The sequence below is a fragment of the Mesorhizobium sp. M0244 genome (assembly GCF_040321795.1).
Taxonomy (GTDB): domain Bacteria; phylum Pseudomonadota; class Alphaproteobacteria; order Rhizobiales; family Rhizobiaceae; genus Mesorhizobium.
Genome location: NZ_JAMYSE010000068.1, coordinates 1 through 12,502, shown reverse-complemented (window position 1 = coordinate 12,502; position 12,502 = coordinate 1). Strand labels below are relative to the sequence as shown.

Genomic DNA, 12,502 nt, shown 5'->3' with positions numbered 1-12,502 from the left:
TGGTTTGTTCATCACATGGAACAAACCCGGCTGTTGCGTGTTTGGGTGTCGATCGGACGCTCCCAAGGCAGCCGTTCACGAAAGAACCCGCTTCCTTACCCCCCCTCAGGATAGCGGGTTCTTTTGCGTTTTGCGGGAAGTCGCGGTGTCGACGTCACCTCTTTGCTGGTTTTCGCGCCTTATGCGGCGAACCGGGGCTCAAGCCCTTGCGAAGCATGGTTGTCCCGTGCAAAAGCGCGGCCATGCTGATCATCAACGACCTTTCGCTCCGTATGGCCGGACGCCTGCTTCTCGACCATGCCTCGCTGACCTTGCCGGCCGGCAGCAAGGCTGGCCTTGTCGGCCGCAACGGCACCGGCAAGACGACCTTGTTCAAGGCAATTACCGGCGACCTCGCCTCCGAGACCGGCTCGATCGGCCTGCCCAAGAACACGCGCATCGGCCAGGTGGCGCAGGAAGCGCCCGGCACCGAGGAGCCGCTGATCGAGATCGTGCTCAAGGCCGACCTTGAACGGAGTGCGCTGCTCGAAGAGGAAAAGACCGCGACCGATCCGCACCGCATCGCGGACATCCACATGCGGCTGGCCGACATTGATGCGCATTCAGCCGAGTCACGCGCAGCCACCATTCTCGCCGGCCTCGGCTTCGACGATGCGGCGCAGCGGCGGCCGGCCTCGTCCTTCTCCGGCGGCTGGCGCATGCGCGTCGCGCTGGCCGCCGTGCTGTTTGCCGAGCCCGACCTTCTGCTGCTCGACGAGCCGACCAACTATCTCGACCTCGAAGGCACGCTGTGGCTGGAAAACTACCTGTCGAAATACCCGCACACCGTGCTGCTGATTTCGCACGATCGCGACCTGCTCAACCGCGCCGTCAACTCGATCGTCCATCTCGACCAGAAGAAGCTGACCTTCTGGCGCGGCGGCTACGACCAGTTCGAGCGGCAATATACCGAGCAGCGCGAATTGCAGGAGAAGGGCCGCGTCAAGCAGGAGGCCGCGCGCAAGCACATGGAATCCTTCGTCGAGCGCTTCCGCGCCAAGGCTTCCAAGGCGAGGCAGGCGCAGTCGCGCATCAAGGCGCTGGAGAAAATGAAGCCGATCGCCGCGATCGTCAACGACACGGTACGGCCGTTCTCCTTCCCCGAGCCGGTGAAGACGGTGGCCTCGCCGATCATTGCGCTGAATAACGTCAATGTCGGCTATGTCGAGGGTGAGCCGATCCTGAAGAAGATGACGCTGCGCATCGATGCCGACGACCGCATCGCACTGCTCGGCGCCAACGGCAACGGCAAGTCGACCTTCGCCAAGCTTTTGGCCGGCCGGCTGAAGCCGGAGACCGGCAGCATGACGGTGGCGCCCGGGCTCAAGGTAGCAATCTTCGCCCAGCACCAGCTCGACGACCTCCGGCCGGACGAAAACGCCTATGAGCATGTCCGTCGGCTGATGCCGGAAGCGCCGGAATCGAAGGTGCGCGGCCGCGTTGCCCAATTCGGCCTGACCACCGAAAAGATGAACACCGCCGCCAAGGATCTGTCCGGCGGCGAGAAGGCGCGGCTGCTGATGGGCCTGTCGGCCTTCGAGGGGCCGAACCTGTTCATCCTCGACGAGCCGACCAACCATCTCGACATCGACAGCCGTGAATCGCTGATCCATGCGCTGAACGATTTTCCCGGCGCGGTTATCCTGATCTCGCACGACCGCCATCTGCTCGAAGCGACCGCCGACCGGCTGTGGCTGGTGAAGGATGGCGCGGTCAACCCGTATGACGGCGATCTCGAGGACTACAAGACGCTGGTCACCGGTGTCTCCGGCGACCGCCGCGGCAAGCGCGAGGCGGACAAAGCGTCGAAGGCCGACCGCCGCCGAGACGCAGCCGCGCGCCGCGCCGCCTTCGAGCCGCTGGCCAAGGAAATCCGCGCCACCGAAGCGCTGATGGACCGCCTCCGCAAGCGCATCGACCTGATCGAGGACGAGCTCGCCAATCCGGCCGTCTACGAAAAGGACCCCTCGACCGCGACCCAGCTGGCCAAGGAACGCTCACAGCTCGCCCAGACGCTCGCCGGCCACGAGGAAAAATGGCTGTCGATGTCGGCCGAGTATGAGGAAGGCACGGCGGAGTAGGGGCAGCGTAATCTCCCCCTTGTGGGGGAGATGCCGGCAGGCAGAGGGGGGCGCTGTCCCGGCGACCTCTCAATTGATTGCGTCCTCACGCCGGTCTCGGGTTTGTCGTAGGATGAACAAGGTAGGCGATCCTTCGCGCGCCCCTCTGTCCTGCCGGACATCTCCCCCACTTGGGGGGAGATTGGCTAATCATCTGGCCCTACACGCCATGCACGGAACCGGCTACCCTCGTTCCATGAATCAGCACGCCAAGCTCAAAATCGGCCATTCGGCCTGTCCGCATGATTGTCCCTCGACCTGCGCGCTCGAAGTCGAGCTGCTCGACGCCAGGCGTATCGGCCGCGTCCACGGCGCCAAGGCCAACAGCTATACGGCCGGCGTCATCTGCGCCAAGGTCGCCCGCTATGCCGACCGCGTCCATCACCCCGAGCGCTTGCTGAAGCCGTTGGTCCGTGCCGGCGCCAAGGGCGAGGGCGCCTGGAAGGAAGCGAGTTGGGAAGCCGCACTCGACCTTGTCGCCGAAAAATTCATCGCGGCCGAGGCAAAATATGGCTCGGAGACGGTCTGGCCCTATTACTATGCCGGCACGATGGGGCTGGTGCAGCGCGACGGCATCGAGCGGCTCAGGCACGCCAAAAAATACTCCGGCTTCTTCGGTTCGATCTGCACCAATCTGGCCTGGACCGGCTGGATGATGGGCGCCGGCGCGCTGCGTGGCCCCGACCCGCGCGAGATGGCAAAGTCCGACTGCGTGGTGATCTGGGGCACCAACGCCGTGGTCACGCAGGTCAACGTGATGACCCACGCCGTCAAGGCGCGCAAGGAACGCGGCGCCAAGATCGTCGTCATCGACGTCTATGAGAATGCGACCATGAAGCAGGCCGATCTTGGCCTGGTGCTGAAGCCCGGCACTGACGGCGCGCTGGCCTGCGCTGTCATGCACGTGCTGTTCCGCGACGGCATGGCCGACCGCGCCTATCTGGAAAAATACACCGACGACCCGCAGGGGCTGGAGGCGCATCTCAAGACGCGGACGCCGCAATGGGCCGCTAATATCACCGGGCTTTCTGTCGACGAAATCGAGACCTTCGCCCGGCTCGTCGGCACGACGAAGAAGACTTACTTCCGCCTCGGCTACGGTTTTTCGCGGCAGCGCAACGGTTCGGTCAACATGCATTCCGCAGCCTCGATCGCCGCGGTCACCGGCTGCTGGCAGTATGAGGGCGGCGGCGCCTTCCATACCAATTCGGGCATCTTCAAGCTCAACCAGGAACTGCTGGAGGGCACACGGATGCGCGACCCCGCGATCCGTCATCTCGACCATTCGCGCATCGGCCCGGTGCTGACCGGGGCGGCGGATGCGCTCTATGGCGGCCCGCCAGTGACGGCGCTGCTGATCCAGAACACCAATCCAGTCAATGTCGCGCCGGAGCAGCGGCTGGTGAAGCAGGGTTTTCTGCGCGACGACCTGTTTTCCTGCGTGCACGAGCAGTTCATGACGGACACCGCAAAACTCGCCGATGTCGTGCTGCCGGCAACGATGTTTCTCGAGCATGACGACGTCTACAAGGGCGGCGGCAACCAGCACATCACGCTCGGGCCGAAGCTGATCGACCCGCCGGAAGGTCCGCGCACCAACCATTTCGTCATCGAGGAGCTCGGCAAGAGGCTTGGCGTCGCCGATCGTCCGGGCTTCGGCATGACCGAGCAGCAGCATATCGACATCATTTTGGGCAAGCGCGGGCTGGGCAGCTTTTCGAGCCTGAAGGACGAGAAATGGCTTGATCTGCAACCGGATTTCGAGGCCGCGCATTTCCTCAACGGCTTCGGCCACGCGGACGGAAAATTCCACTTCCGCGCCGACTGGACCGGGCAGGCGGCACCCAATCGGCCACCGAAAAGCATGGGCCTCTTCGGCCCGGTGGCGCGCCTGCCGGAATTTCCGGACCATGTCGACCTGATCGAGGTGGCGGACGAGGCGCACCCGTTCCGGCTGACCACCTCGCCGGCGCGCAATTTCCTCAATTCGACCTTTGCCGAAACGCCGGTCTCGAAGGCGAAGGAGGGCCGGCCGGAACTGCTCTTGCATCCCGACGATGCGGCGGCACTCGGGGTCGCCGACGGCGGCCGTGTCGAGGTCGGCAACCGGCGTGGCGAAGTGGTGCTGCACGCAAGATTGTTCGACGGCATCAAGCGCGGCGTGGTGGTCGCCGAAGGCATCTGGCCGAACGGCGCCCATGAGCGCGGCGAGGGCATCAACGTGCTGACCGGCGCCGACGCGCCGGCGCCCTATGGCGGCGCTGCCTTCCACGACAACAAGGTCTGGCTGCGCCCGGCCAATTGAAGCGTCGGAACGATATGTCCATCCAGCCGTTTTCGCGTGGCGGGTGGAGGCATGGTCATGGCAGAAGCGTTGGCGGCGCCGGACCCCATCGGAAGGACACTTTCGTCCGGCGAACTCGTAACCACGATGTCGCACTTTCATCGCGCCGAGATTCTGCGCATGGCGGGGTGGCGCGACCGCCTGGACCTGACAAGCAATTGGGCGATAACTGTCGTGGCGGCAATGCTGTCCGTATCGCTTTCCACAGCCAGCGCTCATCACGGCGTGCTGCTGTTTGCCATGCTGCTTGTTCTGCTGCTGCTGTGGATAGAGGCGCGCCGATACCGCTTCTTCGACTTCTACCGGGCCCGCGTGCGCCAGTTCGAACGGCATTATTTCGCGCAGATATTCTCGCCGCAGCCGGACTTCGCGTCCGATTGGCTGCTGATCGTCGGCGAGAGCCTGCGCGCGCCGAAATTCCTCATTTCGCAACGAGCGGCTTTGGCGCGCCGCCTGCGTCGGAATTACATCTACATGCTGCTGATCCTGCTCCTGGCCTGGATCCTCAAACTGTCGACGCCAAGTCTTCTGACCGAAGGCGTCCGCGTCGGCTTCGTCGGTTCGATGCGTGAGGCCGTCACCGGTGCTGCCTTAGGCCCAATCCCTGGCGCCGTCATCGTCGTGCTGGTCGCCATCCTCTATGCCGGCCTGCTGGTGACAGCCTTCCTGACGGAGAGCGACGACGGCGAACTCTCCTTCGGTGACGTCCACGTCTAGCAACGCAACGCCCTGTCGCGCGTTGTTGGGCACGTGCATTGGGCGATGGGGGTTTCATGGTTTGGCAGGCTCCGACACGTTCCAGCCTGGCGCTGCTGGTTTGGGCGTTCGTCCCCGCAAGCGGGGCCTGGGCGGCGGAGACGCTTGTTGCCGGAACCAAGGCCTCGGGAATGGGCGGTTCGGGCGAGGGCGCTTTCGTTGCCGAGATCGTCCTGCTGCTGCTTGTCGGGCGTGGCCTGGGCGAAGTGCTGCAGCGCTATGGCCAGCCGGCAATCATGGGCCAACTGATCGGCGGCATCCTGCTCGGTCCGTCGCTGTTCGGTTGGCTGTGGCCGTCCGCCCAGCACCTGATCTTTCCCAGTGATCCTGCGCAAAAGGGCATGATCGACGCCGTCTCGCAGCTTGGCATACTGATGCTGCTTTTGCTGACCGGCATGGAGACGGACCTGCGGCTGGTGCGCCGGGTCGGCGCGGCATGTTTTTCCATTTCGGGGACCGGCATTGTGGTGCCCTTCATCTGCGCTTTCGCGCTTGCGCAATTCCTGCCGGACGCACTGCTGGCCGACCCGACCCAACGCACCGTCGCCGGGCTGTTCCTGGGCACCGCGCTGTCGATCTCGTCGGTCAAGATCGTCGCCATGGTGGTGCGCGAGATGAACTTCATGCGCCGCAACCTCGGTCAGGTGATTATTTCCTCGGCGATCATCGAGGACACGATCGGCTGGCTGATCATCGCCGTAACCTTCGGCATCGCCACCAACGGCAGGCTGCAGTTCGCGCCGCTGGTGACCACCGTCGCCGAGGTGGCACTGTTCATGGTGTTCTCCTTCACCATCGGCCGCCGTCTAGTCTTCACCTTGATCCGCTGGACCAACGATGCCTTCCGCAGCGAGTATGCGGTGATCACCATGATCCTCATCATCATGGGGGTGATGGCGCTGATCACCAACATGATAGGCGTCCACACCGTGCTGGGGGCGTTCGTCGCCGGCATCCTTGTCGGTGAATCACCCATCCTCTCCAGCCACATCGAGGGCCAGCTTCGCGGCGTCATCACCGCGCTGTTCATGCCGATCTTCTTCGGCATGGCGGGGCTTTCCGCCGATCTCACAGTGCTCGCCGACCCGACGCTTGCCATGCTGACAGGCGCTCTCGTGGTCATCGCCAGCATCGGCAAGTTTGGCGGCGCGTTCATCGGCGCCAGGCTCGCCGCCATGTCGTTCAAGGAAGCGATCGCCGTCGGCAGCGCAATGAACGCGCGCGGCTCGACCGAGGTGATCGTCGCCAGCATCGGCCTGTCGATGAACATCCTGTCGCACAATCTCTTCACCATGATCGTCACCATGGCCGTGATCACCACGCTGGCCATGCCGCCGATGCTGCGCTGGGCGCTTGGCCGGCTGCCGGTTGGGCACGACGAGCAGCAGCGTGTCGAGCGCGAGGCGTTGGACGAATACGGCTTCATTTCCAGGCTGGAGCGGCTGCTGGTGCTGGTCGACGACAGCAGGGTCGGCAAGTTCACCGCCTATCTCGCTGGACTGGTCGGCGGAGGCAGCGGCATGCCCACCACCTTGCTGCGCCTGAAAGACGGCCGAATTGACAGGCCAACCGACAGCAAGGGGCAGGAGCGCACCCTGAAGGAAATCAAGAAGGGTGCAAAAAAAAGCGCCCAGGCGGTGAAACGGATCGAAGATACGCTGGTCGACAAAGTCCACCTGACGGCTCGCACCGAATCGGAAGCCACCGGTGAGACGATCGCCGAAGAGGCCCGCAAGGGATACGGCCTGCTGCTGGTCGGCCTCGACAATGTGCTGACCATCGATGGCGCCTTCGCGCCGACCCTCAACGACATTGCCGGAGGATTTGACGGCCCGCTTTGCCTGGTCCTGAACGGCGGCAATGCTGCCGAAAAGATGCCGACGCTGAAGGCCGGCACCAGCATTCTCGTCCCCGTCAACGGTACTCAAGTGGCGCGTCGCGCCGCCGACTTTGCGCTGGCTCTAGCCCGTCCAAACCGGGCGCGGGTCAAGATGCTCTACGTCTCGCAAAGGGCAACCAAGGGCCGCAGGTCGACATCTGTGTCGCATAGCCGCGAAGAGGCCGTTCTGAAAGACATCGCCGACTTGGCCAGCCGCTACGGTGTGCCTGTAGACACAGCGTTCCATACCCGCGTCACACCCGACAAGGCGATCATCCGGGAGGTGGCCAACGGTGCGGCGATCGTCGTAATGGGGGTCACTCAACGGCCGGGTGAGAACCTGTTCTTCGGCGAAACCGCCGGCGCTGTTCTGGCCGCCTGCAACTGCCCCGTCGTACTTCTGGCCAGCGCGCGGCCCAGGCATGACGCCGCTGGCGCCGAACCGGTAGCTGCGTGAATTTCATCGCGCATTGGTCCGGCAGCATAATCGAACCGAACGGTTCGTTTCTGTTGACGGAGCGTATAGCATCGGGTGAACGCCGGCTCACGAAACGTTCGCGCCGCAAATCACCAATGTCGACGTAACCGATTGATAATAAACCAGAAGATTGTGGCAAAAGGGGCCGTATGTCGGATTTCAAGCGGCCAATTTGGCGCACCGGCACAAAATTTTCGTGATTGGAAACGACAGCCCCGCCGACCCATCTCGGGCTGGTCCGAGCGACGCGAATTCCTCCCAAGGCACGCCACTTGACGAACAGAACAGAGAAATACCGGAGTACCTGAAATGACCAAGATCGCTCTTACCGCCGCCGCCATCCTGGTTGCCACCGGCACTGCTTTTGCCTTCAGCGACCATTATGGCTCGGACAATTTCAACCAGCCGGCCGCCCCCAGCGCGAATGTCGACAACAATTTCACCGGTTCGATCCGCAAGCCGGTCACGACTGAGCATACCAAGACGACGACCGAGTCCGTCGCGCCCGAATCCGGCCAAGGCATCTGGGGCCGCTGATTATCACAGCCCTGGAACACAAAGAGCGGCCGGCTTGGCCCGCTACTCTTGCTTTTGCGTATCAACGTGGACACGCGCCGGATCGAATCCCACGCCACTCGAATACTTTGATTTGCAGGTTTCATCTGTAGCCGCAATCTCGGTTGCTGAAATCGTCCAGCAACGTGCGCTTCGGGTGCGTATTCGTCGGTGCGGGCAGCACTCTCATCTCGAATGCGTCGAAAGCAACGACACTCTCACGAATGCCCAATACATTGGAGTACCTGATATGACCAAGATTGCTCTTACCGTCGCCGCCATCATCCTCATCGCCACAGGCAGCGCCTTTGCCGGCAGCGACCACTATGGTTCGGACGGCGTCAACCAGCCGGCCGCGCCTGTTGGCAATGTTGACAACGCGTTTACGGGCTCGATCCGCAAGCCGCTGACGGCTGAGCACAATGCCGTCGACACCAGGGCGACGACCCAGTCCGGCACGGCTCAGTCCGTGGTGCCCCAATCTGGCAGGGGCAACTGGGGCCGCTAGTTCCTCAAACCCCGGAGCACAAAGAGCGGCGGGCTTGGCCCGCCGTTCTTGTTCGCGGAAGAGGGTCGGCCGAAAAGTCGGCGATCCTTCCCACCCCCCTCCGGCCTGTCGGCCAATCTCTAGCGCAGATCCTTCGGCCAAATGCAGTGCGTCAGCCGGGCACTGCCAAAAGTAAGACCGGCCCAGTCGGCGTCGACGTCGAAACGGGCCAGGGCCGCGGTCGGAAATTTTTCCGCCAGCTTTTTGAGCGCCGCATCGTCCGATCCGGCGCCGGCAAGACGGCTTGCGAACTCCTCCAGCCCGGGATTGTGTCCGAGCACCAGAAGCGTACCGATCTTGGCATTTGCCTGCCGCACCTTGGCGAGAATGTCCGCCGCCGCTGCCTCGTAGAGCGCCTGGGCAAATTTGGCCTGCACCTTCGCCGGCAACTCCGCCGAGACCAGCCGCCACGTGTCGCGGGTGCGCAGCGCCGGCGATACCAGCGCCAGCTCCGGCAGCCAGCCGCGCCGGGCCAGTTCGCGCCCGACCAGCGGCGCTGCCTTCAGCCCACGCCCGGACAGCGGCCGGTCGAAGTCGATAAGATCGGGATCATCCCAACTCGACTTGGCGTGGCGCAGGAGCAGCAGTTGCTTCATAATCCGGTCCTGGAGAGACAGACGCGCGTTGGATGAGAAATCCTCGAACGTCAGGCGATCTGCTTGTCGGCGGCCTCGCGCAAGACCTCTTCACCCCATTGGTTCAGGCTCTTGCCCGCGACTTCCGCAGCCAGCGCCACTTTCGAGTGGACCGAGGGATCGACGCGCAGCATGAGATTGCCGGAATAGGGTTTTTGCGGCGATTTACCGATCTTCGCACAGGTTTCGACATAGTCGTCCACGGCTTCATGAAAAGCAGCCTTCAGCTCCGCGACCGTTTCAGCGTGGAACGATACACCGTCGCGAATTCCGGCAATCCGGCCGAAGAAAATCTCGTCGTCATCATCATAATCGATACGGGCGGAATAGCCCTTGTAGGTCATCGCATTCATGGCTTCACTCCGATCCTCGACAGGAATTGGCGAGCATCTCTCACCTGATATCGTTTCGCTTCCTTTGACGGATGCGGCCGATGGAAGGTTTCGACCTCACGGTTGAACACGAAGCGCACGCGCGAACCGTTTCCCTCGATCACTTGGCAACCGACCGCAACCAGCAGGGTTTCGATGGCGATCCATTCGATGCTGCCCGAAACCGGATCCGTGAAGATCGCCCTGAGCACACGCTTGTGCTTGCTGTTCATGCAAGCAAATTAGGCGAGAAGGGTCCTAATTGCAATCAAAATTTGATTGCAATTAGGATGCATCTTACGGCGTAATCCGCGCCAGGTGCTCCAGATCGGTCTCTTCGCGCAGCGGGTCGGGCGCTATCACCACCGACGTGGCGTTGTCGGCATCGTCGGCGAAGCGGGAAAACACCGTGCGGCCGGCTTCCATGCGCGCCTTGCCTTCGGCGACCAGCCCCAGCGCCAGCGGATAGAGCTGGTGCTCGGCCTTGAGCACGCGCGCCGCCAGCGAATCCTCGTTGTCGCCTACCATCACCGGCACGGCGGCCTGGGCGATGATCGGGCCGTCATCCATGTCGAGCGTGACGAAATGCACCGTGCAGCCATGGATGCGCATGCCCGCGCGGATAGCTCGCGCATGCGTATCCAGGCCCTTGAAGGCAGGCAGCAGGGCAGGGTGGATGTTGACCATCCGGCCCTGCCATTTCTCGACGAAGCGCGCACCGAGGATGCGCATATAGCCGGCCAGCGCGACGATCTCGGCGCGAAACGACAAAAGGGCCGCGTCGATCGCCTCGTCATGCGCTTCCTTGCTGGAATAGTCCGAGCGCGAAATCACCTTGGTGGCGATGCCGCGAGCCGCGGCGATGCCGAGGCCGGCGGCATTGGCGCGGTCGGAGATGACGCCGACGATCTCGGCCGGATAGGCCGGGTTGCCCGCCGCCGCGATCAGCGCCGTCATGTTGGAGCCGCGCCCCGAGATCAGCACCACCGTGCGTTTTCTGGTCATAGGCCGATCGAGCCCCGATAGATCACCCCGGCGTCGCGGCGCGGCACGATCTGGCCGATCGGCGTCACCGTCTCGCCGGCTTCCTGCAGCACGGCGGCGACCTGCGCCGCCTGGCCCGAGGCGACGACCAGGATCATGCCGATGCCGCAATTGAAGGTGCGCATCATCTCTTCCGGTGCGACCCCGCCGGTCTTGGCCAGCCATGAGAACACCGGCGGCACCTCGATGGCGCCGAGGTCGAGCTCGGCCGAAAAATCCTTGGGCAGAACGCGCGGAATGTTTTCGGGAAAGCCGCCGCCGGTGATATGCGCCAGAGCCTTGATGCCGTGGGTGTTGCGGATCGCCTTGAGGATCGACTTGACGTAGATGCGGGTCGGTTCGAGCAGCGCCTCGGCCAGCGTCGCTTCGTCATTGAACGGCGCCGCATCGTTCCAGCCAACGCCGCTTACGGTGACGATGCGGCGGACCAGCGAAAAGCCGTTCGAATGCAGGCCCGACGAGGCGAGGCCGAGCAGTACGTCGCCCTCGACGACGTCGTCGGTCGGCAGCAATTGGCCGCGTTCGGCGGCACCGACGGCAAAGCCGGCAAGGTCGTAATCCTTGCCGTGATACATGCCTGGCATTTCCGCCGTCTCGCCGCCGATCAGCGCGCAGCCGGCCTCCCTGCAGCCGGCGGCAATGCCGCCGACGATCGCAGCACCCTGGTCGGGATCGAGCTTGCCGGTGGCGAAATAGTCGAGGAAGAACAGCGGCTCGGCGCCTTGCACGACGATGTCGTTGACGCACATGGCGACGAGGTCGATGCCGATCGTGTCGTGCTTGCCGGCATCGATGGCGATCTTCAGCTTGGTGCCGACGCCGTCATTGGCGGCGACCAGCACCGGGTCGGTGAAGCCGGCTGCCTTGAGGTCGAACAGGCCGCCGAAGCCGCCGATCTCGCCATCGGCACCCGGCCGGCGAGTGGCGCGCACCAGCGGCTTGATCTTCTCGACCATGAGATTGCCGGCATCGATGTCGACGCCCGCTTCGGCATAGGTGAGCCCGTTCTTGCGCTTGCTCATTTCCGGCGCCTGCTCATCTGTTGCGCTTGCCTGTCGCTGTTTTCACTCGCGTGCGGGCTCTTCGCATGAACGGTTTTGCCCCGCAAGGCAAGCGCGCGATTAATGGTGTTTTCAGTTGGATGCCGGGGGAACCGGGCGCGATACACTCCAACAATAAAAAGAAATGCCTGCCAGAATTGCGGCGAGGCCACCGACGGTGGCAAGAGACCTGATTTCACCGTCGAAGGGCAGGGTTCCATACGAGAAGCCGGCGCCGATCAACGTCGCCGCGGCAGCCCACAGACCTGGATTTGCAGCGACCGACCTCGCGAAAACGAACGCCACGACAGCGGCCGTCAACCAGAGGGGCCAAGAGACGACCACCCCTACGGCCAGATAAAGAACGAAGGCCGAAAGAAGATCTTGCGCTGCCACGTTGCGGTGCGGGGCTCCGAAAGATGCGAAGACCAACAGACTTTCCGTCAGCCCGGCCAGATAGCAAAGCGTGACGCGCCAAGCGATTGTGATTCTCTGTGCCATCGTCGTTCGGCAGTTACGAAATAAGCTATTGCTCCCGGGCTCTTCGCATGAACGGCCGCACCTCGCAAGGATAGTGGCGCTGAAACTGCCGATCTCCCCCAGCACCACGGCATTGATCAGCGCGATGCCGCGCATCGCCTGCAAGGCGTCAACGACCGGGCGCTGGTTCCATTCCGGGAGCAGGCTGAGTATC

11 protein-coding genes and 1 pseudogene are annotated in these 12,502 nt (G+C 63.3%); 6 read left to right on the top strand and 6 right to left on the bottom strand.

Features of this window, described 5'->3' with window-relative positions:
* Window positions 1-242: 242 nt before the first annotated feature.
* From NKJ08_RS28430 to NKJ08_RS28405, 6 genes are all read left to right on the top strand, one after another.
* Window positions 243-2,120: an ABC-F family ATP-binding cassette domain-containing protein gene (locus NKJ08_RS28430; protein ID WP_352530684.1), complete on the top strand. Its 1,878-nt coding sequence runs from the start codon at window positions 243-245 to the stop codon at window positions 2,118-2,120.
* Between the two features lie 235 nt (window positions 2,121-2,355).
* Window positions 2,356-4,464, top strand: coding sequence for a molybdopterin-containing oxidoreductase family protein (locus NKJ08_RS28425; RefSeq protein WP_352530682.1), 2,109 nt, complete (start codon window positions 2,356-2,358; stop codon window positions 4,462-4,464).
* A 57-nt stretch (window positions 4,465-4,521) separates the two neighbouring features.
* Window positions 4,522-5,220: a DUF2270 domain-containing protein gene (locus tag NKJ08_RS28420; protein WP_352530680.1), complete on the top strand. Its 699-nt coding sequence runs from the start codon at window positions 4,522-4,524 to the stop codon at window positions 5,218-5,220.
* A 56-nt stretch (window positions 5,221-5,276) separates the two neighbouring features.
* Window positions 5,277-7,595, top strand: coding sequence for a cation:proton antiporter domain-containing protein (locus tag NKJ08_RS28415; RefSeq protein WP_352530678.1), 2,319 nt, complete (start codon window positions 5,277-5,279; stop codon window positions 7,593-7,595).
* Between the two features lie 330 nt (window positions 7,596-7,925).
* Entirely contained in the window at window positions 7,926-8,153 is a 228-nt protein-coding gene (locus NKJ08_RS28410) for a DUF680 domain-containing protein (protein WP_352530676.1), read from the top strand.
* A 268-nt stretch (window positions 8,154-8,421) separates the two neighbouring features.
* Complete coding sequence (locus NKJ08_RS28405; RefSeq protein WP_352530674.1) at window positions 8,422-8,679, top strand: DUF680 domain-containing protein; 258 nt, start codon at window positions 8,422-8,424, stop codon at window positions 8,677-8,679.
* A 119-nt stretch (window positions 8,680-8,798) separates the two neighbouring features.
* On the opposite strand, the gene NKJ08_RS28400 is transcribed toward NKJ08_RS28405, so the two are convergent.
* The 6 genes and pseudogenes from NKJ08_RS28400 to NKJ08_RS28375 all read right to left on the bottom strand — a co-directional run.
* Window positions 8,799-9,314, bottom strand: coding sequence for a SixA phosphatase family protein (locus tag NKJ08_RS28400; protein ID WP_352530671.1), 516 nt, complete (start codon window positions 9,312-9,314; stop codon window positions 8,799-8,801).
* A gap of 50 nt (window positions 9,315-9,364) precedes the next feature.
* Window positions 9,365-9,706, bottom strand: coding sequence for a type II toxin-antitoxin system HicB family antitoxin (locus NKJ08_RS28395; RefSeq protein WP_352530669.1), 342 nt, complete (start codon window positions 9,704-9,706; stop codon window positions 9,365-9,367).
* On the bottom strand, window positions 9,703-9,936 hold the full coding sequence (locus tag NKJ08_RS28390) for a type II toxin-antitoxin system HicA family toxin (protein WP_352530667.1): 234 nt from the start codon (window positions 9,934-9,936) through the stop codon (window positions 9,703-9,705). Before NKJ08_RS28390 ends, NKJ08_RS28395 begins: the two co-directional genes overlap by 4 nt.
* A gap of 85 nt (window positions 9,937-10,021) precedes the next feature.
* The gene (purN, locus tag NKJ08_RS28385) at window positions 10,022-10,729 is read right to left on the bottom strand and encodes a phosphoribosylglycinamide formyltransferase (protein WP_352530665.1); all 708 of its coding nucleotides are present in this window, start codon (window positions 10,727-10,729) and stop codon (window positions 10,022-10,024) included.
* The gene (gene purM / locus NKJ08_RS28380; protein WP_352784449.1) at window positions 10,726-11,790 is read right to left on the bottom strand and encodes a phosphoribosylformylglycinamidine cyclo-ligase; all 1,065 of its coding nucleotides are present in this window, start codon (window positions 11,788-11,790) and stop codon (window positions 10,726-10,728) included. Before purM ends, purN begins: the two co-directional genes overlap by 4 nt.
* A 111-nt stretch (window positions 11,791-11,901) precedes the next feature.
* Window positions 11,902-12,502: pseudogene (locus NKJ08_RS28375) on the bottom strand (hypothetical protein); the annotation flags it as partial.

Excerpts from the sequence above, each read along its gene's own strand:
- NKJ08_RS28410 (WP_352530676.1), top strand. The coding sequence starts at position 7,926 with ATGACCAAGATCGCTCTTACCGCCGCCGCCATCCTGGTTGCCACCGGC.
- NKJ08_RS28400 (WP_352530671.1), bottom strand. The coding sequence starts at position 9,314 with ATGAAGCAACTGCTGCTCCTGCGCCACGCCAAGTCGAGTTGGGATGAT.
- NKJ08_RS28405 (WP_352530674.1), top strand. The coding sequence starts at position 8,422 with ATGACCAAGATTGCTCTTACCGTCGCCGCCATCATCCTCATCGCCACA.
- NKJ08_RS28420 (WP_352530680.1), top strand. The coding sequence starts at position 4,522 with ATGGCAGAAGCGTTGGCGGCGCCGGACCCCATCGGAAGGACACTTTCG.
- purN (WP_352530665.1), bottom strand. The coding sequence starts at position 10,729 with ATGACCAGAAAACGCACGGTGGTGCTGATCTCGGGGCGCGGCTCCAAC.
- NKJ08_RS28425 (WP_352530682.1), top strand. The coding sequence starts at position 2,356 with ATGAATCAGCACGCCAAGCTCAAAATCGGCCATTCGGCCTGTCCGCAT.
- purM (WP_352784449.1), bottom strand. The coding sequence starts at position 11,790 with ATGAGCAAGCGCAAGAACGGGCTCACCTATGCCGAAGCGGGCGTCGAC.
- NKJ08_RS28430 (WP_352530684.1), top strand. The coding sequence starts at position 243 with ATGCTGATCATCAACGACCTTTCGCTCCGTATGGCCGGACGCCTGCTT.
- NKJ08_RS28415 (WP_352530678.1), top strand. The coding sequence starts at position 5,277 with ATGGTTTGGCAGGCTCCGACACGTTCCAGCCTGGCGCTGCTGGTTTGG.
- NKJ08_RS28395 (WP_352530669.1), bottom strand. The coding sequence starts at position 9,706 with ATGAATGCGATGACCTACAAGGGCTATTCCGCCCGTATCGATTATGAT.